20 protein-coding genes are annotated in these 23,093 nt (G+C 60.3%); 11 read left to right on the top strand and 9 right to left on the bottom strand.

From position 1 onward, the window contains the following. The first annotated feature begins 29 nt into the window (after positions 1-29). The 7 genes from HB860_RS00515 (at position 30) to mutT (ending at position 8,622) form a co-directional block, all read left to right on the top strand. Positions 30-782 (top strand): cell division protein FtsQ/DivIB, encoded by a 753-nt coding sequence (locus HB860_RS00515; protein WP_025328455.1) that lies wholly within the window; start codon positions 30-32, stop codon positions 780-782. Further along, the gene (gene ftsA, locus HB860_RS00520) at positions 763-2,022 is read left to right on the top strand and encodes a cell division protein FtsA (protein ID WP_025328454.1); all 1,260 of its coding nucleotides are present in this window, start codon (positions 763-765) and stop codon (positions 2,020-2,022) included. The genes HB860_RS00515 and ftsA overlap by 20 nt, the downstream gene beginning before the upstream one ends. Positions 2,023-2,061: 39 nt before the next feature. Beyond that, positions 2,062-3,213, top strand: coding sequence for a cell division protein FtsZ (gene ftsZ, locus HB860_RS00525; RefSeq protein ID WP_005305686.1), 1,152 nt, complete (start codon positions 2,062-2,064; stop codon positions 3,211-3,213). 101 nt (positions 3,214-3,314) lie between these two features. Next, on the top strand, positions 3,315-4,238 hold the full coding sequence (lpxC, locus tag HB860_RS00530; protein WP_042649033.1) for a UDP-3-O-acyl-N-acetylglucosamine deacetylase: 924 nt from the start codon (positions 3,315-3,317) through the stop codon (positions 4,236-4,238). Between the two features lie 140 nt (positions 4,239-4,378). Next, positions 4,379-5,284, top strand: coding sequence for a M23 family metallopeptidase (locus tag HB860_RS00535; RefSeq protein ID WP_042649032.1), 906 nt, complete (start codon positions 4,379-4,381; stop codon positions 5,282-5,284). A gap of 57 nt (positions 5,285-5,341) precedes the next feature. Then, complete coding sequence (gene secA, locus HB860_RS00540; RefSeq protein ID WP_247625410.1) at positions 5,342-8,062, top strand: preprotein translocase subunit SecA; 2,721 nt, start codon at positions 5,342-5,344, stop codon at positions 8,060-8,062. 155 nt (positions 8,063-8,217) lie between these two features. Next, positions 8,218-8,622, top strand: coding sequence for an 8-oxo-dGTP diphosphatase MutT (gene mutT / locus HB860_RS00545; RefSeq protein ID WP_247625411.1), 405 nt, complete (start codon positions 8,218-8,220; stop codon positions 8,620-8,622). A 72-nt stretch (positions 8,623-8,694) separates the two neighbouring features. Here the strand turns inward: mutT and yacG are convergent, their stop codons facing one another. The 9 genes from yacG to HB860_RS00590 all read right to left on the bottom strand — a co-directional run bounded on the left by yacG (position 8,695) and on the right by HB860_RS00590 (position 16,414). Further along, a complete protein-coding gene (gene yacG / locus HB860_RS00550; RefSeq protein WP_042053535.1) occupies positions 8,695-8,889 on the bottom strand; it encodes a DNA gyrase inhibitor YacG in 195 nt (64 codons plus the stop codon). A gap of 12 nt (positions 8,890-8,901) precedes the next feature. Beyond that, complete coding sequence (gene zapD, locus HB860_RS00555) at positions 8,902-9,624, bottom strand: cell division protein ZapD (protein WP_247625412.1); 723 nt, start codon at positions 9,622-9,624, stop codon at positions 8,902-8,904. A gap of 37 nt (positions 9,625-9,661) precedes the next feature. Then, a complete protein-coding gene (gene coaE, locus HB860_RS00560; protein WP_247625413.1) occupies positions 9,662-10,276 on the bottom strand; it encodes a dephospho-CoA kinase in 615 nt (204 codons plus the stop codon). Positions 10,277-10,294: 18 nt separating this feature from the next. Further along, positions 10,295-11,167, bottom strand: a complete 873-nt coding sequence (locus HB860_RS00565; RefSeq protein WP_247625414.1) for a prepilin peptidase — start codon at positions 11,165-11,167, stop codon at positions 10,295-10,297. An 80-nt stretch (positions 11,168-11,247) separates the two neighbouring features. After that, positions 11,248-12,489 carry a type II secretion system F family protein gene (locus HB860_RS00570; RefSeq protein ID WP_247625415.1) on the bottom strand — a complete coding sequence of 414 codons (1,242 nt, stop codon included), beginning with the start codon at positions 12,487-12,489 and terminating at the stop codon, positions 11,248-11,250. 131 nt (positions 12,490-12,620) lie between these two features. Then, positions 12,621-14,327, bottom strand: a complete 1,707-nt coding sequence (gene tapB / locus HB860_RS00575; RefSeq protein WP_247625416.1) for a type IV-A pilus assembly ATPase PilB — start codon at positions 14,325-14,327, stop codon at positions 12,621-12,623. Further along, positions 14,327-14,764 (bottom strand): pilin, encoded by a 438-nt coding sequence (locus tag HB860_RS00580; protein ID WP_247625417.1) that lies wholly within the window; start codon positions 14,762-14,764, stop codon positions 14,327-14,329. The genes tapB and HB860_RS00580 overlap by 1 nt, the downstream gene beginning before the upstream one ends. A 312-nt stretch (positions 14,765-15,076) precedes the next feature. Beyond that, entirely contained in the window at positions 15,077-15,940 is an 864-nt protein-coding gene (gene nadC, locus HB860_RS00585; RefSeq protein WP_247625418.1) for a carboxylating nicotinate-nucleotide diphosphorylase, read from the bottom strand. A gap of 3 nt (positions 15,941-15,943) precedes the next feature. Continuing rightward, entirely contained in the window at positions 15,944-16,414 is a 471-nt protein-coding gene (locus HB860_RS00590) for a retropepsin-like aspartic protease family protein (RefSeq protein WP_139439015.1), read from the bottom strand. Between the two features lie 137 nt (positions 16,415-16,551). Between HB860_RS00590 and ampD the strand changes: the two genes are divergently transcribed. The 4 genes from ampD (at position 16,552) to aceF (ending at position 22,957) form a co-directional block, all read left to right on the top strand. Then, positions 16,552-17,124, top strand: coding sequence for a 1,6-anhydro-N-acetylmuramyl-L-alanine amidase AmpD (ampD, locus tag HB860_RS00595; RefSeq protein ID WP_247625419.1), 573 nt, complete (start codon positions 16,552-16,554; stop codon positions 17,122-17,124). Between the two features lie 275 nt (positions 17,125-17,399). After that, entirely contained in the window at positions 17,400-18,164 is a 765-nt protein-coding gene (gene pdhR, locus HB860_RS00600; RefSeq protein ID WP_005329211.1) for a pyruvate dehydrogenase complex transcriptional repressor PdhR, read from the top strand. Positions 18,165-18,232: 68 nt separating this feature from the next. Next, on the top strand, positions 18,233-20,893 hold the full coding sequence (gene aceE / locus HB860_RS00605) for a pyruvate dehydrogenase (acetyl-transferring), homodimeric type (RefSeq protein ID WP_139439018.1): 2,661 nt from the start codon (positions 18,233-18,235) through the stop codon (positions 20,891-20,893). A 165-nt stretch (positions 20,894-21,058) separates the two neighbouring features. Next, positions 21,059-22,957 carry a pyruvate dehydrogenase complex dihydrolipoyllysine-residue acetyltransferase gene (gene aceF, locus HB860_RS00610; RefSeq protein ID WP_247625420.1) on the top strand — a complete coding sequence of 633 codons (1,899 nt, stop codon included), beginning with the start codon at positions 21,059-21,061 and terminating at the stop codon, positions 22,955-22,957. Positions 22,958-23,093 lie beyond the last annotated feature (136 nt).

The raw sequence follows: 23,093 nt of genomic DNA on the forward strand, positions 1-23,093 counted from the left end.
GCATGGCGCGTTATACGGGGATAGATCGGGTGGAGGCAAGGGCACAAGGGCGCACCAAGGGGGGCTTCATCGCCGGGGTGGCATTTTTCATCCTGGTCATGTGGGGGCTCTACCAGACTGCGCTGGATGTTAAAGACTGGCTGACAGATGCCAGTCGGTTGCCCATGAGCGAGCTGTTGCTGCAGGGGCAACACGAATATTTGAAAGCCGATGAGTTGCGCGCCGCCGTGCTGGATGGCGCCGAGTTGCGCAACTTCTTCGAGCTGGACGTGAACGAATTGCAGGGGCGGTTGAACGCCCTGCCCTGGGTGGCCCAGGTCTCGGTACGCAAGAAGTGGCCGAACAAGATCAAGGTCTACCTCACCGAGCAGGCGGTGGCGGCACGCTGGAACGGCAACCGCTTCGTCAACACCAAGGGTGAGGTGTTCAGTGCGCCGGACAGGGTGAAGAAACCCCTGATGCAGTTGTCCGGGCCCGATGATCAGGCCGCCAAGGTGCTGGAAGCCAGCCATCAGTACGAGACGCTGCTGGCGGCCAAGGGATACAAGTTGTTGGGGGTGAATCTGACCCCCCGCCATGCCTGGGAACTGACCCTGGATGGCAACATTCAGCTGTTCGTGGGGCGCTCGGATATCGCGCTTCGCCTGCAGCGGTTTATCGATGCCTTTCCGGTCATCGAACCCCGTGAGCGGGTCGCTTACGTGGATCTTCGATACGACACCGGGATGGCAGTTGGCTGGAAGAAAAGCGAAGAGAAAGTGAATGACCAACACCGCAGATAGAAATTTGATTGTCGGACTGGATATCGGCACGACCAAGGTGGCGGTACTGGTTGGCGAAGTATTGCCCGATGGCGAACTCAATGTCATCGGCATGGGCAGCCACGCTTCTCGCGGGATGGAGAAGGGCGGGGTCAATGACCTCGACTCCGTGGTCAAGTCCCTGCGCCGCGCGGTGGAAGAGGCCGAGATGATGGCTGACTGCCAGATAAGCTCCGTCTATCTGGGGCTGTCCGGCAAGCACATCGATTGCCGCAACGAGACCGGCATGGTGCCCATCTCCGATGAAGAGGTGACCCAGGAGGACGTGGACAACGTCATCCACACCGCCAAGTCGGTGCGACTGTCGGACGAACTGCGGGTGCTGCACGTGCTGCCCCAGGAGTTTGCCATCGACTATCAGGAAGGAATCAAGAATCCGGTCGGTCTCTCCGGTGTGCGGATGGCGGCCAAGGTGCACCTGATCACCTGCCACAACGACATGGCTCGCAACATCGAGAAATGTGTGGAGAAGGTCGGTCTGCGGGTGGATCAGCTGATCTTTTCGGCCCTGGCTTCCAGCTATGCCGTGCTGACCGAAGACGAGAAGGAGCTGGGTGTCTGCGTGGTGGACATAGGTGGCGGTACCATGGACATGTCGCTGTTTACCGGCGGTGCCCTGCGCCACACCAAGGTGATCCCCTACGCCGGCAGCACAGTGACCAGCGACATCGCCTACGCCTTCGGCACCCCGCCGCTGGACGCCGAAGCGATCAAGGTGCGCTACGGTTGCGCCCTCGGCCGCCTGGTCAGCAAGGAAGACAATATTGAAGTCCCCAGTGTCGGCGGTCGCCCGGCGCGCAGCCTGCAACGGCAGACACTGGCTGAAGTGATTGAACCCCGTTACACGGAATTGCTCTCCATGGTGAATGACGAGCTGGTACGGGTGCAGAGCGAATTGAAGGCACAGGGGGTCAAGCATCAGCTGGCGGCCGGTGTGGTATTGACCGGTGGCGCGGCCCAGATCGAAGGCATTGTGGAGTGCGCAGAGCAGATCTTCCAGAGCCAGGTCCGGGTGGGCGAACCCATGAACATTCGGGGATTGAGCGATTACGTGCAGGCACCTGTGTACTCGACCGCGGTCGGGCTGCTGCAGTACGGCCGTACCAATCAATCCACCGGCAGTAGCAAGGAATATGCCGCCAAGGCAAGCGTAGGTGGGCTGGTCAAACGGGTCAGCAACTGGTTGCGTGGCGAGTTCTAAAGATTTTGCTGAGTCAGGCAAATAAAGCGGAGAGACAACATGTTTGAATTTATGGATAGCCACACTGACGAAGCCGTCATCAAGGTGATAGGTGTGGGTGGCGGCGGCGGCAACGCAGTCGAACACATGGTTCGTCAAAACATCGAGGGTGTTGAGTTCATTACCGTCAACACCGACGCCCAGGCACTGCGCAACTCCAGTGCCAACACGACTCTGCAGATCGGCGGTGGCATCACCAAGGGTCTGGGGGCCGGAGCCAATCCGGAAGTGGGCCGTGATGCCGCCATGGAAGACAGGGAAGCGCTGCGCGAGCTGCTGACCGGTTCAGACATGGTGTTCATCGCCGCCGGCATGGGTGGTGGTACAGGTACGGGGGCCGCACCTATCGTGGCCGAAGTGGCCCGCGAGATGGGTATCCTGACCGTCGCCGTCGTGACCAAGCCGTTCTCCTTCGAAGGGAAGAAGCGGATGGGCTTCGCCGCCCACGGTATCGAGGAGCTGTCCAAGAACGTCGACTCCCTGATCACCATCCCCAACGACAAGTTGCTGAAGGTGCTGGGTCGTGGCATCTCCCTGCTGGACGCCTTCAAGGCGGCCAACGATGTACTGCTGGGTGCGGTACAGGGCATTGCCGAGCTGATCACCCGTCCGGGCCTGATCAACGTCGACTTCGCGGACGTGCGTACCGTTATGCGCGAAATGGGTACCGCCATGATGGGTACCGGTTCCGCCTCCGGTGATGACCGTGCCGAAGAAGCGGCCGAGAAGGCCATCTCCAGCCCGCTGCTGGAAGACGTGGATCTGGCCGGAGCCCGTGGCATCCTGGTCAACATCACCGCCGGCATGGACATGACCATCGAAGAGTTCGAAACCGTGGGTAACGCGGTCAAGGCCTTCGCCTCCGAGAACGCCACCGTGGTGGTGGGTACCGTAATCGACCCGGAAATGCACGACGAACTGCGTGTGACCGTGGTGGCCACCGGTATCGGTGCCGAGCGCAAGCCCGACATCACGCTCGTAAAAAATAATATGGTACAAGAGCGCCCGGCCCGTCAGCCCCTGATCAGCGAAGCCCTGCAGTCTCGCGTGATGGAAGAGGCCCCGGCCAAGGTGGTGAACGCCGAGCCGCAGGCTCGTCGCGAACCGGATTATCTCGATATTCCTGCGTTCCTGCGCAAGCAAGCTGACTAAGCCTCGTATGGCCCTGGTTTGTTTGTTGCTTAAGGATTGTGCTAAGATGGCCCGGCAACGACCATCTGGTCAGGAATTTGAGCTGTTAAGCGGATACGCCCATGATTAGACAAAGAACCTTGAAAACGAGTGTCCAGGCCACCGGTGTGGGCCTGCATTCGGGCCGGAAAGTCACAATGACGTTCCGTCCGGCGCCTGTTAACACAGGGATCGTTTACTTGCGTACCGATCTGAATCCTGTGGTCGCGCTGCCAGCCAACGCCGATCAGGTGCGTGATACCGTGCTTTGTACCGCTCTGGTAAACGAAGCCGGTGTCCGCGTGTCAACCATCGAACACCTCTCTGCCGCCCTGGCCGGGATGGGGATCGACAACCTCTATGTCGAGGTCGACGCCCCCGAGATCCCGGTGATGGATGGCAGTGCGCACCCGTTCATCTACCTGCTGCAAGAAGTGGGTATACGTGAGCAGAATGCGCCCAAGCAGTTCGTGCGGATCAAGCAGAGCGTGCGGGTTGAAGACGGCGACAAGTGGGCGGAATTCCACCCCTATCGCAACGGCTTCAAGATGGATCTCGAGATCGATTTCCAGCATCCGGTATTTGAAGGCCGCAACCAGCGTTGCGTGCTGGACTTCTCCGGTGCCTCTTTCGTGAAAGAGATCAGCCGTGCCCGTACCTTCGGCTTCATGCGCGACATCGAGTACCTGCGTTCCCAGAACCTGGCCCTGGGCGGAAGCCTGGAAAACGCCGTGGTACTGGATGACTATCGGGTGCTGAACGAAGATGGTCTGCGTTACGAGGACGAGTTCGTCAAGCACAAGATGCTGGATGCCATTGGTGACCTCTATATGTGCAACCGCAGCATCATAGGTGAATTCCGTGCCTACAAGACGGGCCATGCCCTGAACAACAAACTGCTGCGTGCCTTGCTGGCCAAGCAGGAGGCCTGGGAACTGGTGACCTTCGAGGCGGAGGGCGACAAAGCGCCCATCGCTTACTACGATAACGGTCTGGTTCTGGCCTGATAGCTGTGCAACAGGACGTCGGTCATCTCTCCGCACCGACGTCCTGTCATTTGTTTATTCCATCCTTTAATACCGATTATCTCCCGGTTTTATTGCCCGTGCTGGCTCCTGGCCTCACCTGACCGAGAAGACAGATTTCTATGAGCATTACCCTGATCCTCAACGGTAAGCAGCGCCGCAAGTTGCACTTACCCAAACAACGTCTGGCATGGGTCGGCGGTATCCTCTTCACTGTATTGGCACTGAGTGGTGGTTGGCTCTGGCAGAGCTGGCACCAGAAAATGGAGGCGCTGGAAGTCGCGCTGGCCATGGCCGAACAGCAAAAATCCACGCAAGGGGCCGATGAAGCCCGTGAACAGCTTGCCATGCTGGCCGCCCAGGTGGGCACCATGCAGGGGCAGCTCGGCCGCCTCAATGCGCTCGGCGAGCGTCTGACCGAGAAGGCAGACCTCGATCCCGACGAATTCAATTTCAAGGAGCTGCCCCCCATGGGTGGCCCTTCCTATGACGAAGAGCTGGAAGTGAGCCTGGGCGAGCTGCAAGCCTCCATGAAACACCTCAGCCAGCAGCTCAGCAGCCGTGAAGAACAGCTGTCGGTACTTGAATCTTTCATCATGAATCACCATATCACCGATGCCGGTTTCATCTCGGGTTCACCGGTGAAGCAGGAGCGAGTCTGGATCTCCTCCGGGTTTGGTGGACGGGTAGACCCGTTCAACGGTCGCGCCAAGATGCACAAGGGTGTGGATTTTCGTGGCAAGCCCGGCACTCCCATCCTGGCGACAGGCAAGGGGATCATCAGCTGGGCAGGCCGCCACCCGGAATTTGGCAACATGGTGGAGATAGACCATGGCAATGGTCTGGTGACCCGTTATGCCCACAACTCCAAGTTGTTGGTGGATGTGGGCACCCTGGTCGATGAGGGCCAGAAGATTGCCTTGATGGGGCGTACCGGTCGTGCGACCGGGGTCCATCTGCATTACGAAGTGTTGAAAGATGGTCGTCAGGTCAACCCCGCGCGCTTTCTGAATGCCAGACGGGGTTAGGTTTTTTCTTCAGGTTCCAGTGACGGAACGCTTATATAACCAAAACAGTTGGTACACATGATTAGCACACTGCTCACCAAGATTATCGGCAGCCGGAACGACAGAACGCTCAAGGCTTTGCGCAAAATTGTTAAACAGATCAATGCGATGGAACCTCAGTTCGAGGCCTTGTCCGATGGCGAGCTGCAGGCGAAGACCGCCGAGTACCGTCAGCGCCTGGAGCAGGGTGAGACCCTGGAGCAGCTGCTGCCGGAAGCGTTCGCCACGGTGCGCGAGGCGTCCCGCCGGGTGTTCGGCATGCGTCACTTCGACGTGCAGCTGATCGGCGGCATGGTGCTGAACTCCAACCGCATCGCCGAGATGAAGACGGGTGAAGGCAAGACCCTCACCGCGACTCTGCCTGCCTATCTGAACGCGCTGACCGGTCGCGGTGTGCACGTGGTGACGGTGAACGACTATCTGGCCAAGCGTGATGCGGAGGCGAACCGTCCGCTGTTCACCTTCCTAGGCATGACGGTCGACTGCAACGTGCCCGGCATGGACGCGTCCCAGAAGCGCGACGCCTACGCCGCCGACATCACTTACGGTACCAACAACGAATTCGGTTTCGACTACCTGCGCGACAACATGGCGTTCTCGCCGGAGCAGCGCGTGCAGCGTCCGCTCAACTACGCGCTGGTGGATGAGGTGGATTCGGTGCTCATCGATGAAGCCCGTACCCCGCTTATCATTTCGGGTCCGGCGGAAGACAGCTCCGCCATGTATACCCAGATCAACAAGCTGATCCCGCTGCTGGTCAAACAGGACAAGGAAGACTCGGAAGAGTATACCGGCGACGGCCACTACACCGTGGACGAGAAGAACCGCCAGGCGCTGCTGACCGAAAACGGCCAGATCTTCGTGGAAGAGCTGCTCAAGAAAGAGGGGCTGCTGGCGGAAGAGGACTCCCTGTTCTCCGCCACCAACATCAGCCTGCTGCACCACGTCAACGCCGGTCTGCGTGCCCATACCCTGTTTGAACGCAACGTCGACTACATAGTCCAGAAGGACGAGATCGTCATCGTCGACGAGCACACCGGCCGTACCATGCCGGGTCGTCGCTGGTCCGACGGCCTGCATCAGGCGGTCGAGGCGAAGGAAGGGGTCAAGATCCAGAACGAGAACCAGACCCTGGCCTCCATCACCTTCCAGAACTACTTCCGTCTGTATGACAAGCTGGCGGGGATGACCGGGACTGCGGATACCGAAGCCTTTGAATTCCAGCAGATCTATGGCCTGGATACAGTCGTCATCCCGACCAACAAGCCGATGGTGCGCAAGGACATGGGCGATCTGGTCTATCTGACCGCCCAGGAAAAGTATGCCGCCATCGTCGAAGACATCCGCGGCTGCGTCGAGCGTGGTCAGCCGGTGCTGGTCGGTACCGTCTCTATCGAGAACTCCGAACTGCTGTCCGGCATCCTGACCAAGGAGAACATCCCGCACAAGGTGCTGAACGCCAAGTTCCACGCCATGGAAGCGGAAATCGTCGCCCAGGCCGGTCAGACCGGCGCCGTCACCATAGCCACCAACATGGCCGGTCGTGGTACCGACATAGTGCTGGGGGGCAACTGGCAGGCCGAGATCGCCGCGCTGGAGAACCCGACCAGCGAGCAGATTGCCGAGCTGAAAGCGGCCTGGCAGGTGCGTCACGACGCCGTGCTGGCCGCGGGTGGCCTGCACATTATCGGCACCGAGCGTCACGAATCCCGCCGTATCGACAACCAGTTGCGCGGCCGTTCCGGTCGTCAGGGTGACCCGGGCTCCTCCCGCTTCTACCTCTCCATGGAAGATACCCTGATGCGGATCTTCGCCTCCGATCGCGTGACCGGCATGATGAAGAAGCTGGGGATGGAAGAGGGCGAGGCCATCGAGCATCCCTGGGTGACCAAGGCCATCGAGAACGCCCAGCGCAAGGTGGAGGGTCGCAACTTCGACATCCGTAAAAACCTGCTCGAATTCGATGACGTGGCGAACGACCAGCGCAAGGTGGTCTACGAGCAGCGCAACGAGCTGCTGGACACCAACGACATCTCCGACACCATCCACGTCATCCGTGACGACGTCTATGGCAGCGTGATCGACGAGTACATTCCGCCCCAGTCCCTGGAAGAGATGTGGGACGTGCCGGGTCTGGAAGCACGCCTGAAGTCCGATTTCGCGCTGGACCTGCCGCTGCAGCAGTGGCTGGCGGAAGACGACAAGCTGTATGAAGAGAAGCTGCGCGAGCGCATCCTGGAAGAAGCCACCAAGCTCTACGCCCACAAGGAGGAGCTGGTCGGCAAGGACGTATTGCGCAACTTCGAGAAGGCGGTGATGCTGCAGACCCTGGATGGCCTGTGGAAGGAGCATCTGGCGGCCATGGATCACCTGCGCCAGGGCATCCATCTGCGCGGCTACGCCCAGAAGAACCCCAAGCAGGAGTACAAGCGCGAGTCCTTCGATCTCTTCACCCAGATGCTGGAAACCCTCAAGCGCGACGTGGTCAGCATCCTGAGCCGGGTACAGGTCCAGGAGCGCGACGTGGAGGCGATGGAAGAACAGCAGCGCCAGCAGGCGGAAGCGGCTCCCCGCACCTATACCCATGCCGCCGCCGAGAACCAGCTGGCCGACGAAGAGACCCAGGCCGACGAGGCGCCGGTGACCTTCGTGCGCGACGAGCAGAAGGTCGGTCGCAACGATCCCTGCCCCTGCGGATCCGGCAAGAAGTACAAGCATTGTCACGGTCAGTTGACCTGAGTGACCTAATGCCATGACAAGGCGGGCCCGGTGCCCGCCTTGTTTTTGTCGCATGGCGACGCAAAATCGGATGTCAGGCATCATCGGCAGCTCACCCAACCGGGGGTTGGGGTCATAGAGCGACCCGATCAGGCAGAGAGTGCAAAGGTAGCAAGATGGAACAGAAAAAGCGGATCTGGGTGGCGGTTGGCGTCATCGAGAATGAACGGGGCGATATCTTCATCGCCAAGCGCTCCTCCGATCGCCATCAGGGGGATCGCTGGGAGTTTCCCGGGGGCAAGGTGGAGTCGGGGGAAGACCTGCTCACCGCGCTCGACAGGGAGCTGTGGGAGGAGATAGGCATCCGGGTGCAGGATTGCGCCCCCTTTATGGAGCTACACCACGACTACCCGGACAAGCAGGTGCTGCTGGATATCTGGAAGGTGACCCGCTTCCTGGGCGAACCCTTTGGCAAGGAAGGGCAGGAGTGCCGCTGGGTGCCGCTGGCCGAGCTGCACAACTACCACTTCCCCGATGCCAATGGTCCCATAGTGACGCGGCTGCAGGCCGCGTTGGCGTGAGCCGATGGCAAGAGACAATGAAAAAGGGCCAATCGGCCCTTTTTCATTTTGCAGAGGCGAAACCGCCAGGGCCTATAGCCACTGGTCGCCCTCTTCCGGATCCGGCAGCAGATCCGGATTGATCTCCCCCGGGATCCGCTTCTCTTCATCGGCCCATTCGCCGAGATCGATCAGCTGGCAGCGCTTGCTGCAGAAGGGACGAAACGGGCTCTGGGGCCCCCATTCCACTTCGCTCTGACAAGTCGGGCACTTGACCTTGGTGACCATCTGTATGCCTCCTTAGCAGCAGGCGAGCTGGAAAGGCACATCGCCAATCGGCTGTTCTGCGGTGGGCAGAAAACGCAGGGCGAAGCGGTTCTTGTGGCCGCTCAGGGTCGGGTAGCAGGGCTGGGATCCGGTCAGACGGATACGGATCAGCTCGGCCCCCTCGGCGGTATCCTGGAAGAAGCCGTTGGTGGCAACCTGATCGCTGAAGTGGCCAGACTCACGCCACAGCCGCAGCAGCAGGGAGATGGCGTTCATCAGCAGATTGATGTCGCTGAGCCATTGCTGCATCTGTTGATGGCGAGCCACCGCCGGCGTCACCAGCCAGTGATGCAGTTGTGGCACATCGAAGGCGCACAGGCCACCGGGAATGGAGAAGCGCTGGCGGATGGAGCCGAGAAGACGATCCTCTTTCAGACGGGCGCCGGGGCGAGGGGAGTTGAGCAGGTTGCGGGAAAGCTGGGCGCTCTCCTGCTGCATCCGCTGGATCTGCTCGAGGTCAACGTCCGGCAGGCTGGCCCAATGGCTCAGACGCTGGCCGAGACGCTCCAGATCCTTGATCAGATCGGCGCGCAGATCACCGCGCTCCAGCAACTCCTGCAAATCGAACAACCCCTTGAAGAAGGCGATGTGTGCCCAGGACTGGTCACTCTCCAGATTGTCGCGGATCTGGGAAAACAGGGACTCCAGACGAAGATAGGTCCGGCTTTTTTCGTTGAGGGGAAAATCGTAAATCATGCCTAATCCTGGCCAGCCATAAACCGGCCTAGTGTACTCACACTTGGGGGGCTTGTTGAGAGGCAAATGCCAGATATGTCTCGTGCAGCGCTAAAATTCGCTCCCGTATGGTCTCAGTCGTGCCACTCTGGTTGTCCAGTACGTCATCGGCCATTGCCAGACGCTCGCTGCGGCTCGCCTGGGATGCCAGTATGGCCTGAGCCTGCTCCCGGCTGACCCCGTCCCGGCGACAGGTTCGCTCGATCTGGGTCGCCTCATCCACGTCGATGACCAGCACCCTATCTGCCAGCTCGGTGAGCCGGTTTTCCACCAGCAAGGGCACCACCAGCAGGCAGTAGGGAGAGCTGGCTGCCGCGCACTGGCGCAGCATCTCGCTGCGGATGATCGGATGGAGCAGGGCGTTGAGCCAGGACTTGGCCGCCGGATCGCTGAAGATCCGCTCGCGCAGGGCTCGCCTGTCCAGCAGGCCCTGCCCGGTCAGCATCTCGGGGCCGAAGTGGTTGGTGATGGCGGCCAGGGCCGGGGTGCCGGGCGCCACCACGTCGCGGGCAATCAGGTCGGCATCGACCACCTCTATCCCCAGGGCCGCAAACTGGTTGGCGACGGTCGTCTTGCCGCTGCCTATACCGCCGGTGATGGCTACCACATACATAGATTTGTGATCCCCTTGCTAGAGAACGATGTCCAGATACCAGCGGGTGATGTTATCCCCCCACAGCAGCGCTATCCAGCCCGCGATGGCGAGGTAGGGGCCAAAGGGGATGGGTTTGCCCTGATGATGGTTGCGCAGCAGTATGAGCCCTATGCCGATGATGGCGCCGACCAGGGACGAGAGCAGCAACACTATGGGCAGTGCCTGCCAGCCCAGCCAGGCACCGAGCGCAGCCAGCAGCTTGAAGTCGCCATGGCCCATCCCCTCCTTGCCGGTCAGCAGCTTGAACGCCCAGTAGAGGCTCCAGAGCACCAGATAGCCCGCCATGGCACCGATCACCGCATCGGCCAGCGGCACAAAGCCGCCCGCCAGATTGAACAGCAGACCGCCCCACAGCAGCGGCAGGGTGAGCTGGTCCGGCAGCAGCATCTTGTCCAGATCGATGAAGGTGAGAGCCACCAGTACCCAGGTCAGCAAGAGCGCGGCCAGGGTGCCCCAACCGGGAGTCAGGGTCGCCGCGACGGCGACCGACAACAGGGCGGTCAGCAGCTCGACCAGGGGATAGCGAGCCGAGATGGACGCCTTGCATTGTCGGCAGCGACCCTTGAGCCAGAGCCAGCTCAGCAGAGGGATGTTCTCCAGCGCGCCTATGGGGTGATCGCAGTGCGGGCAGCGGGAGCGTGGCACCATCAGGTTGTAGGGTTCGGCGGGGGAGGCGGCCACTTCGCTGCCGAAGTAGTCACTGTATTCGGCCTGCCACTCCCGCTCCAGCATGATGGGCAGGCGATGGATCACCACGTTCAGAAAGCTGCCAACCATCAGGGAAAAGAGAAAAACCAGGGAGAGATAGAGCCAGGGCAGGCCCTGGGCCAGTTCGATCAGAGGCACCATAAATCAACCGCTTGCGTTGAGAATCAGGATGGCAGAGGACCAGAACGAGCCATGCCCGCTGGTCACTCTGCCGAAGGGGCTCAGTGTATCACAGAGCCCAGCTTGAAGATGGGGAGGTACATGGCGACGACCATGCCACCGACCAGCACCCCCAGCACCACCATGATGATGGGCTCGAGCAGGCTGGTGAGGCCATCGACCATGTCGTCCACCTCCTGCTCGAAGATGGCGGCGACCTTGGAGAGCATGTCATCGATGGCGCCGGACTCTTCACCTATCATCACCATCTGGATCACCATGTCGGGGAAGAGATCCACGGTGCGCATGGCGACGTTGATCTGCATGCCAGCCACGACCTCGTTGCGAATGGCCAGGGTAGCCGTGCGATAGACATAGTTGCCCGAGGCCCCTGCAGCGGAGACCAGGGCATCCACCAGGGGGATACCGGCGGAGAAGGTGGTGGAGAGGGTGCGGGCGAAACGGGCCATGGCCGCCTTGTGCAGTATGTTGCCAACGACCGGAATGGAGAGGATGAACTTGTCGGTGTTGTCACGTACCTTCTGGGAGCTGCGCCAGGCGCGCACATAGAGAAACACTGTCAGGGCTATGCCGCCAAAGATGGCGTACCACCAATCCTGCATGAAGCGGGAGATGGCAATGATGAATCGGGTGAAGGCGGGCAGCTCGGCCCCGAAGCTCTTGAAGATCTCCTCGAACTGGGGAATGACGAACAGCAGCAGTATGGAGGTCACTATGATGGCGACCAGGATGACCATGGCGGGATAGAACATGGCCTTCTTGATCTTGGATTTGAGCGCCTCGCTCTTCTCGCGATAGATGGCAATCCGGTCGTAGATGGTTTCCAGCGCGCCTGACTGCTCCCCCGCTTCCACCAGGTCACAGTAGAGGGCATCGAAGTGGCGGGGGTGGCGGCGCAGCGCATCTGACAGTGGGGTGCCTGTCTCCACATCGGCGGCGATCTGGCCGATCAGTTCGCGCACCGCCGCCTTCTCATGGCCGCGGGCAATGATCTGCAGGCTCTGCACCAGCGGTACGCCGGCGGAGAGCATGGTGGTGATCTGACGGGAGATGACGGCGATGTCCATCGGCTTGATCCGGGCGCCGCCCTTGGAAAACATCCCCTGGCCCTGTTTGCTGACCCTGGTGACATTGACGCCCTGCTTGCGCAGCTCCGCCTTGACGGTCGTGATGCTGTCGGCCTGCAACTCGCCGGAAACCTTTTGTCCCTTGCGATTGACGCCGTGCCAGCGGAAGGAGAAGACCTTTTTTGGCGCGTTTCGTTTTTGAGCTAATGTTGCCATCACTGCATCCTGCAATTGGGCGACGGTGGCCGGATGAGGGTGTTGCCTGTCCGGCTCATCTTGGCTTGAAGAACATCATCAGGGTGACTGCATGGCTTCACCCGGCTTGATGACTGAAACACTTTCTATAATCAGTTGGTCGTGATCCTGTTGATCTCGGCCAGGCTGGTGACCCCCAGGCGGGCCTTCTCCAGGCCGGAGGTGCGCAGCGTGCGCATGCCCTCCTTCTGGGCGATGGCGGCGATTTGCAGCGAGTTTGCTCCCTGCATGATCAGCTTGGCGATGTTGTCCGACATCAGCATGATTTCATAGATGCCGACCCGGCCCCTATATCCTCCCGAGCACTCCTTGCAGCCGACCGGCTTGAACAGGCGCAGTCCGGCAGCCAGCTGCTGCTGGGTAAAGCCCAGCTCCTGCAATTCGGCGTCGGGCACCACCTCAGGGGCCTTGCAGTGATCGCACAGCTTGCGGGCGAGACGCTGGGCCATGATCAGGGTCACCGAGGAGGCGATGTTGAAGGCGGGCACTCCCATGTTCATCATCCGGGTCAGGGTCTCGGCTGCCGAGTTGGTGTGCAGGGTCGACAGCACCAGGTGACCGGTCTGGGCGGCCTTGATGGCAATCTCGGCGGTTTCCAGATCCCGTATCTCTCCCACCATGACGATGTCGGGATCCTGGCGCAGGAAGGAGCGCAGGGCGCTGGCGAAGGTGAGCCCCGCCTTGGGATTGATCTGCACCTGGTTGACGCCGGGCAGGTTGATCTCCACCGGATCCTCGGCGGTGGAGATGTTGACCTCGCTGGTATTGAGGATGTTGAGACCGGTGTAGAGCGACACCGTCTTGCCTGACCCCGTGGGTCCGGTTACCAGTATCATGCCCTGTGGCTTGGAGAGGGCATGCAGGTATTGCGCCTTCTGGCGGTCGTCGAAGCCGAGCTGATCGAGGTTGAGGCGGGCGGCCGACGAGTCCAGCAAGCGGATGACAATCTTCTCACCCCACATGGTGGGCAGGGTATTGACCCGCATGTCCATGGATCTGCTGCGGGAGACCTTCAGCTTGATCCGTCCATCCTGGGGCAGGCGTCGCTCGGCTATATCGAGCCTCGCCATCACCTTGAGACGGGCCGCAAAACGGTTCGCCAGATTGACCGGCGGGGTGGCGATTTCGTGCAGTATGCCGTCGATCCGGAAGCGGATCCTGTACTTGGTCTCATAGGGTTCGAAATGCAGATCGGATGCGCCACGCTTGATGGCATCCATCATGATTTTATGGATGTATTTGACGATGGGGGCATCGTCGTCGGCGGTATTGACGCTCTCGTCGAGGCGCGAACCTTCATCGGAAACCTCGAGCTCCGAGATCTCGGCCTCGTCGATGTGATCCATGCCCAGGGTGTCCTGCTCGGTGTCCATCAGCTTGCCGAGGGCGGCGGTGAGCTTGCTCTCCTCAACCAGCAAGGCTTCCGTGTGCAGGCCGAAGCTGAAGCCGAAATCCTCCAGGGCCGACACATTGGTCGGGTCCGACATGGCGATATAGAGGGTGTGGCCCTGGGTGTAGATGGGCAGCACATGGTGTTTCTCGATAAGCTTCTGATTGAGGTACTTCTGCGGGATCTCGGCCAGGTCGAAGGCGGCAAGATCCAGCAGAGGTACCCCATATTCCAGCTCGCAGAAGTCCGCCAACGCCTTGCTGTCGAGGATGTCGTTTTCAATCAGGAAGGTGACAAAGGGCTTGCGCTGCGCCCTGGCCTGGCTCAGATAGCGCTGTGAGTCCGGCTCACTGAGGAGGGAAGAGGCGGCCAGGCTGGTCGCCAGGCCGCTATTGAGGCTAGAAGTCATTATTGTGCAGGGCAATAGTCTGCAGCAGCTGCTGCGCAGGAGCCGGTCCAAGTTACTGGCGCTGCATTAGAAGGAACGGAACTTGTTAAAATAAACGTGTCGGTAGTAACCAGTGGTGCTAACGTGCCAGCAGCTGCACTTGCTGTTGGTGCAGAAGTGACTGTCCATGCATTCGCCCCGCCACCAGCCACAGTAGTAGTGATGTTCCCTTGAGTTACAGCACCACTTTGTATGTTGGCAAGAACGCAGCTTGTCCCTTTAGTTTGTACGCACACCTCAATGGCCGATTTGTAATTACCTGTCGCAGCGGCAACCTCCGTCATCTTGGCTTTTTTGGTGTAATTCTGGTAAGCCGGCAGTGCGATGGCGGCCAGAATGGCGACGATCGCAACGACTATCATCAATTCGATTAGCGTAAACCCTGACTGTTTTTTCATGTCAAATTTCCTTTTTTCCATGGTTCCTGAAAAGTGCCGGTGGAAATCTATCCACACTCCAGCATCTTATCCGAGCGCTTCGGGTTGGCAACAGAGGCAGGGCCCTTGTTAACCACTTTTCTGTCATTTAGTGAAAATGATAGCAAAATCAAGGATTAATTGGTCTCCAATGACGCTTGTCAAGGTTGGGGAGGGCCCATCTTCACACTCCTTATGTCGTGGGATCCTGCATATAGAAAAGGCGCCGATGGCGCCTTTTGCAAGTTTCGAGCCCCGTAATATTTTGGGGCCAGGTGGACTCGTTCTACTCGCTCAGCTTTCGATGAAGCGCATCGAGAGGTCCAGCGCCCGTACGTGCTTGGTCAGGGCGCCCACCGAGATAAAGTCGACGCCGGTGGCTGCATAGTCGGCCAGCGTCTCCAGAGTGACGTTGCCGGAGACCTCCAGCCTGGCGCGGCCCTGGTTCACCGCAACGGCTTCTTTCATCATGGGCACGTCGAAGTTGTCCAGCATCACTATGTCGGCCCGGGCGCTCAGCGCCTGCTCCAGCTCGGCCAGGGACTCCACCTCCACTTCCACCGGTTTGCCCGGGTTGAGGCGGCGCGCCTCGGTGATTGCTTCAGCGATGCCACCGCAGGCGAGGATGTGGTTCTCCTTGATGAGGTAGGCATCAAACAGACCGATACGGTGGTTTTTGCCGCCGCCGCAGGTGACGGCATACTTCTGTGCACTGCGCAGGCCGGGCAGGGTCTTGCGGGTATCGAGCAGGCGACACTCGGTCCCTTCCAGTTCGGCCACGTAACGGGCGGTCAGGGTGGCGACCCCGGAGAGGGTCTGGACGAAGTTCAGGGCATTGCGCTCGCCGGTCAGCAGCTCCCGGGCCGGGCCATGGAGGCGGAACAGCTCCTGATTGGGAGAGAGGCGCTCGCCATCCTGTACCTTCCACTCCACCTTGACCTCGCCGCCGAGCTGGGCAAACACCTCGTCGACCCAGGGCTGACCGCAGAATACGCCGGCCTCGCGGGTGATGACGCGCGCCGTCGAGATGCGATCCGCCGGGATCAACTGGGCTGTGATATCGGCGCTGGCATCCGGTTGATCCAGTGCGGTGAGGGCATCGCCCAAGTCTTCGAGTAGTGCGGCGCGCACGGCGCGGCTGATGTCCTGTTGTAACATGCCTTATTCCTGCAAGGGTCTGAGAAGCAACTGCCTGTCTTTCTGACGTAATTCCAGCCGGCCCAGGGCATTCATGCCCACCAGGATCTCCTCCCCGTCGGCAGCCGGATTGATAAAGACGGACAAATCGTACAGGGTCAGTGGGCCCATCGCCAGGCTTTCGATCCGGCCTGTCTCGACCTGGATCTGGCCTGCCGCCGTATTGACCCGGCTGCGACCGGTGGCGACGAGGCCGAGGCGTGATGCCACCTGGCTCGGTATGGTCACCCGGGTGGCTCCCGTGTCCAGCAGCAGTTGCACCGGCTGGTCGTTGATGGCACCCTCCAGACGATAGTGACCACTGGCATCGGCCTTGAGCAGCAGCTCGCCGCTGGCGGTCACGCTGGGTTTGGCGCTGGAGTAGAAGTAAAGGGTGAGCAGACCCAGCAGTGAGAGCCAGGCCAGCAGCCAGAGACGGCGTGCCATCGGGTGCATATGGGGTCCAGTGCCTTGCAAGTGATGGCTCAGCCTAACACAGCTTTACCTATGGATTCAGAGGCTTGTTTCCGGTTTCTTGCGGTGGCAGGCAAGGTCCATGGTGTCCCTCTCCCCATTGTTGAGTCGAGTAGACGATGACACAACCGACAACCATTTTTTCCATCGATCGCGCAGGCTGGTGTGAACAGGCCCGCAGGGTGCCTTCGCCCCATCACAATGAACGGAACGGCCCGGACGACATCTCCCTGCTGGTGATACACGGCATCAGCCTGCCGCCGGGAGAATTTGGTGGCCCCTGGATCGACGATCTGTTTCTCGGTCGCCTGGATCCCGACGCTCACCCTTACTTTGCCGGTATTCATCAGCTGCGGGTCTCCGCCCACTGCCTGATCCGCCGCGATGGCGAACTGGTGCAGTATGTGCCGTTCACTGCGCGAGCCTGGCATGCGGGAGTATCGAGCTGGGAGGGGCGGGAGGCGTGCAACGACTTCGCCATCGGCATCGAGCTGGAAGGAACCGACGAGCTGCCGTACAGCGATGCACAGTATGAGGTGCTGGCAGGCCTCAGTCGGGCCATATCCGGTCAGTACCCCGAGGTGACGGCATCACGCATCGTCGGCCATTGCGACATAGCGCCGGGTCGCAAGACGGATCCTGGTGCCAGTTTCGAATGGCTTCGCTATCGTGGAATGCTCAACTTTGAGTAAAAGATCCAAACATTAGTTTGTATTTTTAAAATCAATGGCTTGCCTTTTGGGTGAGCCATTTTTCATGCTGTTGGCCAAATGTTATCTGTGAGCAGGCTCATAAATATTGGTCAGACCATTTTCTATGAGCCATATCATGATTCCGCTTTTTTACCCCTAAAGTGGCAAGCTTCGTTCTTGATGCAGATCATATTTTGGGTGGACTTTTTCCAAGCCCTCTGCTAATTTTCGCCCCAATCATAGAATTGGTAATACCAATTTAACAAAGTAGCCTCATGCCCTATATCAAGATAACTCAGCCCAAGCTGGCCGACGCCATCGTCGCCGAGCTGGAAAGCATGATTCTGGAAGGCAGCTTGCAGCCGGGGCAGAAGCTGCCCCCCGAGCGGGAACTTGCCATCCAGTTTCAGGTGTCGCGGCCTTCCCTGCGCGAAGCCATCCAGCGCTTGGAAGCGAGGGGACTCTTGTATCGCCGTCAGGGCGGCGGCACCTATGTGCAGAATGCCTTGAGCAAGGGGATCGCCGATCCCCTGTTCGAGCTGCTCAGTACCCACCCGGAAGCCCAGTATGACCTGCTGGAGTTTCGTCACGCGCTGGAAGGCATCTGTGCCTACTATGCCGCGCTGCGGGGGACTGAGGCCGACTTCGAGCGGATCCGCCTGGCGCAGTCCGCCATCGAAGAGGCGGGTCAGCAGGGGTCGCTGGTGGTCGAGTCGACCGCCGTCACCCAGTTCTATCTGGCGGTGGCGGAGGCGTCCCACAACGTGGTGCTGCTGCACCTGCTGCGGGCCATGGGCCCCATGCTCGAACAGAACATTTTACGAAATAACGAGATTTTGAATCGCCGTCCGGGAGTGGTAGCCAAGATCCGTCGCCATCGTGCGAGCCTGATCGAGGCTATCCTGTCGGGGGCTCCGGAGCGGGCCAGGGCTGCTTGTCATGAGCACCTGGCCTTTATCGAGGACACCTTGTTGGATATGCAGAGGGAAGACAGCCGGATCCAGCGATCCATGCGTCGGATCCGTCAGCAGGAAAACTAATCCCACAAGGCTTTATTGTCGAATTCTTGCGCATCTTAACCGCCGTGCAATAACAATAGGAACCAGCCATGTCTGATATCCTGAAGAACGATGTGGACCCGATAGAAACGCTGGAGTGGCTTGCCTCTCTGGAATCCCTGCTGCGTGAAGAGGGTCCGCAACGCGCTCAGTTCATCCTTGAACAACTGGCCGAGAAAGCCCGCATCAGCGGTGTGGACGTGGCTGAAAAGGCGAATCGCGACTACATCAACACCATTCCTGCCAGCGACGAACCGGCTTACCCGGGCGACCTGGAGATGGAACGTCGCATCCGCGCCATCATCCGCTGGAATGCCATGATGATAGTGCTGCGTGCCTCCAAGAAAGACCTGGACCTCGGCGGTCACATGTCTTCCTTCGCCTCTTCCGCGACCATCTATGAAGTCTGCTACAACCACTTCTTCCGCGCTCGCAGCGAGAAGGACGGTGGCGATCTGGTCTACTTCCAGGGTCACATCTCCCCGGGCATCTACGCCCGTGCCTTCGCCGAAGGTCGTCTGACCGAAGAGCAGCTGGACAACTTCCGTCAGGAAGTGGATGGCAAGGGCATTCCTTCCTACCCGCACCCGAAACTGATGCCGGACTTCTGGCAGTTCCCGACCGTTTCCATGGGTCTGGGCCCCATCGCCGCCATCTATCAGGCTCGCTTCCTGAAGTACCTGACCGACCGTGGCATCAAGGATTGCTCCGAGCAGACCGTTTACGCCTTCCTGGGTGACGGCGAGATGGACGAGCCGGAAGCCAAGGGCGCCCTGACCGTTGCCGTGCGTGAAAAGCTCGACAACCTGGTGTTCGTGGTCAACTGCAACCTGCAGCGTCTGGACGGTCCTGTTGTCGGCAACGGCAAGGTCATCAACGAGCTGGAAGGCCTGTTTGCAGGCGCCGGCTGGGATGTCACCAAGGTCATCTGGGGTCGCAAGTGGGATGAGCTGCTGAAGAAAGACACTTCCGGCAAGCTGATCCAGCTGATGAACGAAACCGTGGATGGCGACTACCAGACCATGAAGTCCCGCGACGGCGCCTACGTCCGTGAGCAGTTCTTCAACCGTTACCCGGAAACCGCCGCCCTGGTCAAAGACATGACCGACGAGGAGATCTTCGCCCTGAACCGCGGTGGTCACGATCCTCGCAAACTGTTCGCCGCCTTCTCCAAGGCTGCAGCGACCAAGGGCAAGCCGACCGTCATCCTGGCCAAGACCATCAAGGGTTATGGCATGGGCGAAGCGGCCGAAGGCAAGAACATCGCTCACCAGGTCAAGAAGATGGATCTGGGCTCAGTGCGTCACCTGCGCGATCGTTTCAGCCTGCCGGTCACCGACGAGCAGCTGGAAAACCTGCCGTACCTGAAGATCGAAGAGGGTACCGAAGAGCACAAGTACCTGCACGCCCGCCGTGCCGCGCTGAAGGGCTATGTACCGACCCGTCTGCGCGAGAGCACCACCAAGCTGGAAATCCCGGCGCTGGATGCCTTCGGCCCGCTGCTGGGCGAGCAGGCGCGCGAGATCTCCACCACCATGGCGTTCGTGCGTTCCCTGAACGTGCTGCTGAAAGACAAGTCCATCGGCAAGCGCATCGTGCCGATCCTGGCCGACGAAGCCCGTACCTTCGGTATGGAAGGCCTGTTCCGCCAGATCGGCATCTACAGCCCGCACGGTCAGCAGTACACCCCGCAAGACCGTGACATCGTCTCCTACTACAAGGAAGACAAGCAGGGTCAGGTTCTGCAAGACGGCATCAACGAGCTGGGCGCCATGTCCTCCTGGCTGGCTGCTGCGACCTCTTACAGCACCAACGACTGCCCGATGATCCCGTTCTACATCTACTACTCCATGTTCGGCTTCCAGCGGATCGGCGACATGGCGTGGGCAGCCGGTGACCAGCAAGCCCGTGGCTTCCTGCTGGGCGCGACCTCCGGTCGTACCACCCTCAACGGTGAAGGTCTGCAGCACGAAGATGGTCACAGCCACATCCTGGCCGGCACCATCCCGAACTGCATCTCCTATGACCCGTCCTACGCCTATGAAGTGGCGGTGATCGTACAGGACGGCCTGCGTCGCATGTACGGCGAGAAGCCGGAGAACGTCTTCTACTACATCACCACCCTCAACGAAAACTATGCCATGCCGGCCATGCCGGAAGGCGCCGAGGAAGGCATCCGCAAGGGTATCTACAAGCTGGAATCCGTGGCCGGCACCAAGGCCAAGGTACAGCTGCTGGGTTGTGGCTCCATCCTGGGTCACGTCCGCACCGCCGCCCAGATCCTGGCGAGCGAGTACGGCGTGGGTTCCGACGTGTTCAGCGTGACCTCCTTCAACGAGCTGGCTCGTGACGGTCAGGACGCCGATCGCTGGAACATGCTGCACCCGACTGCGGCCGCCCGTGTGCCCTACATCACCTCCGTACTGGGTTCCGAAGCCACCATCGCCGCGACCGACTACATGAAGTCCTTCGCCGAGCAGGTGCGTGCCTTCGTGCCGACCGAGAACTACCGTGTACTGGGTACCGATGGTTATGGCCGTTCCGACAGCCGTGCCAACCTGCGTCGTCACTTCGAAGTGAACGAGTTCTACGTCGTTGTCGCCGCCCTGACCGAACTGGCCAAGCGTGGTGAAGTAGACAAGCAGGTTGTGGCCGACGCCATCGCCAAGTACGGCATCGATGCCGACAAGGTTAACCCGCTGTACGCGTAAGAGGATTGAGCGCCCTGTCCGGACTTGCGTGCCGGACAGGGCCTTGCCCAGGTTAATGCGACATAAGGGTAAGAGGACACACAGGGTCCGGACGGCTACAACGAGCCGGAACCTGCTCTTGCCAAGGTTAACGCGATAAACGTACGCGTAAGAGGATAAAGCACAATGTCCAAACAGATTATGGTGCCGGATATCGGTGCCGATGAAGTGGAAGTGACCGAGATCATGGTCGCCGTGGGTGACAAGGTCGAGCTCGACCAGTCCCTGATCGCCGTGGAAGGTGACAAGGCCTCCATGGAAGTCCCGGCTCCGGCCGCGGGTATCGTCAAAGAGATCCTGATCAAGGTGGGCGACAAGGTTGCCACCGGTTCCCAGATCATGATCTTCGAAGCGGAGGGCGCTGCTGCCGCCGCTCCGGCTCAGGCAGCCGCTCCGGTTGCCGCCGCACCGGCTGCCCCTGTTGCTGCCGCTGCCAAAGACGTGCACGTCCCTGACATAGGTGACGACGAAGTCGAAGTGACCGAGATCATGGTCGCCGTGGGCGACATGGTTGAAGCCGACCAGTCCATCATCGCCGTGGAAGGTGACAAGGCCTCCATGGAAGTGCCGGCGCCGTTCGCGGGCCGCGTGGTCGAGATCAAGGTTGCCGCCGGCGCCAAGGTTTCCACCGGTTCCCTGGTGATGGTATTCGAAGTGGCTGGCGCCGCGCCTGCTGCCGTTGCCGCGCCGGTTCAGGCTGCCGCTCCCGTGGCCGCTGCCCCGGCTGCTGCCGCAGCCAAAGAGGTCAACGTACCTGATATCGGCGGCGACGAAGTGGAAGTCACCGAGATCATGGTGGCCGTGGGTGACAAGGTCGAAGCCGACCAGTCCCTGATCGCCGTGGAAGGTGACAAGGCTTCCATGGAAGTCCCCGCACCGTTCGCCGGTGTGGTCAAGGAGATCAAGGTGAAGGCGGGTGACAAAGTCTCCACCGGTTCCCTGATCATGGTGTTCGAAGTCGCTGGTGCTGCCCCTGCCGCCGCCCCGGTTGCGCAAGCTGCTGCCCCCGTTGCCGCCGCCCCGGTTGCTCAGGCTGCTGCCCCGGTTGCTCAGGCTGCTGCCCCGGCTGCCGCTGCCTCCGATTTCGTGGCCAACGATGCCTATGTTCACGCCTCCCCGGCGGTTCGCCGTCTGGCCCGTGAATTCGGCGTCAACCTGGCCAAGGTGAAAGCCTCAGGTCGCAAGGGCCGCATCGTCAAAGAAGACGTGCAGGCCTACGTGAAGGATGCGGTCAAGCGCGCAGAGTCCGCCCCGGCTGCCGGTACCGGCACTGGTAACGGCATGAGCGTCGTGGCCTGGCCCAAGGTTGATTTCAGCAAGTTCGGCCCGGTCGAAGAGCTGGAACTGACCCGGATCCAGAAGATTTCCGGTCCTGCCCTGCACCGCAACTGGGCCATGATCCCCCACGTCACCCAGTTCGACGAAGCGGATACCACGGATCTGGAAGCGTTCCGCAAAGAGCAGAACATCCTGGCCGAGAAGCAGAAGCTGGACGTGAAGATCACCCCGCTGGTGTTCATCCTGAAGGCGGCCGCCAAGGCCCTGGAAGCGCACCCGCGCTTCTGCAGCGCCCTGTCCGAAGACGGCAGCAAGCTGATCATGAAGAAGTACATCCACATCGGTGTGGCGGTAGACACCCCGGGTGGCCTGGTTGTGCCGGTCGTTCGCGACGTCAACAAGAAGGGCATCCATGAGCTGTCCCGCGACCTGGCCGAGATCTCCAAGAAGGCTCGTGCCGGCAAGCTGACCGCTGCCGACATGCAGGGCGGTTGCTTCACCATCTCCAGCCTGGGTGGCATCGGCGGTACCAGCTTTACCCCGATCGTCAACGCGCCGGAAGTGGCCATCCTGGGCGTCTCCAAGTCCGAGATGAAGCCGAAGTGGAACGGCAAGGAGTTCGTGCCTCGCCTGATGCTGCCGCTGGCCCTGAGCTATGACCACCGCGTCATCGACGGCGCCGACGGGGCTCGCTTCATCACCACCCTGAGTGGCGTGCTGTCCGACATTCGTCGACTGGTTCTGTAAATGTAAATGAGAGGGCGAGCACAGAGCTCGCCCTTTTCACTTCTCATTTCATTAACAAAATTATAAACTTGCCCCGTTTTTTTCACGGCTGCAGCCGCCTTCTTTGGCATAAGACTGTGCTGTCCGGGGATATAGA

This window comes from Aeromonas genomosp. paramedia (genome assembly GCF_023093515.1).
Lineage (GTDB): Bacteria > Pseudomonadota > Gammaproteobacteria > Enterobacterales > Aeromonadaceae > Aeromonas.

Excerpts from the sequence above, each read along its gene's own strand:
- ftsA (WP_025328454.1), top strand. The coding sequence starts at position 763 with ATGACCAACACCGCAGATAGAAATTTGATTGTCGGACTGGATATCGGC.
- ftsZ (WP_005305686.1), top strand. The coding sequence starts at position 2,062 with ATGTTTGAATTTATGGATAGCCACACTGACGAAGCCGTCATCAAGGTG.
- lpxC (WP_042649033.1), top strand. The coding sequence starts at position 3,315 with ATGATTAGACAAAGAACCTTGAAAACGAGTGTCCAGGCCACCGGTGTG.
- HB860_RS00535 (WP_042649032.1), top strand. The coding sequence starts at position 4,379 with ATGAGCATTACCCTGATCCTCAACGGTAAGCAGCGCCGCAAGTTGCAC.
- secA (WP_247625410.1), top strand. The coding sequence starts at position 5,342 with ATGATTAGCACACTGCTCACCAAGATTATCGGCAGCCGGAACGACAGA.
- mutT (WP_247625411.1), top strand. The coding sequence starts at position 8,218 with ATGGAACAGAAAAAGCGGATCTGGGTGGCGGTTGGCGTCATCGAGAAT.
- yacG (WP_042053535.1), bottom strand. The coding sequence starts at position 8,889 with ATGGTCACCAAGGTCAAGTGCCCGACTTGTCAGAGCGAAGTGGAATGG.
- zapD (WP_247625412.1), bottom strand. The coding sequence starts at position 9,624 with ATGATTTACGATTTTCCCCTCAACGAAAAAAGCCGGACCTATCTTCGT.
- coaE (WP_247625413.1), bottom strand. The coding sequence starts at position 10,276 with ATGTATGTGGTAGCCATCACCGGCGGTATAGGCAGCGGCAAGACGACC.
- HB860_RS00565 (WP_247625414.1), bottom strand. The coding sequence starts at position 11,167 with ATGGTGCCTCTGATCGAACTGGCCCAGGGCCTGCCCTGGCTCTATCTC.
- HB860_RS00570 (WP_247625415.1), bottom strand. The coding sequence starts at position 12,489 with ATGGCAACATTAGCTCAAAAACGAAACGCGCCAAAAAAGGTCTTCTCC.
- tapB (WP_247625416.1), bottom strand. The coding sequence starts at position 14,327 with ATGACTTCTAGCCTCAATAGCGGCCTGGCGACCAGCCTGGCCGCCTCT.
- HB860_RS00580 (WP_247625417.1), bottom strand. The coding sequence starts at position 14,764 with ATGAAAAAACAGTCAGGGTTTACGCTAATCGAATTGATGATAGTCGTT.
- nadC (WP_247625418.1), bottom strand. The coding sequence starts at position 15,940 with ATGTTACAACAGGACATCAGCCGCGCCGTGCGCGCCGCACTACTCGAA.
- HB860_RS00590 (WP_139439015.1), bottom strand. The coding sequence starts at position 16,414 with ATGCACCCGATGGCACGCCGTCTCTGGCTGCTGGCCTGGCTCTCACTG.
- ampD (WP_247625419.1), top strand. The coding sequence starts at position 16,552 with ATGACACAACCGACAACCATTTTTTCCATCGATCGCGCAGGCTGGTGT.
- pdhR (WP_005329211.1), top strand. The coding sequence starts at position 17,400 with ATGCCCTATATCAAGATAACTCAGCCCAAGCTGGCCGACGCCATCGTC.
- aceE (WP_139439018.1), top strand. The coding sequence starts at position 18,233 with ATGTCTGATATCCTGAAGAACGATGTGGACCCGATAGAAACGCTGGAG.
- aceF (WP_247625420.1), top strand. The coding sequence starts at position 21,059 with ATGTCCAAACAGATTATGGTGCCGGATATCGGTGCCGATGAAGTGGAA.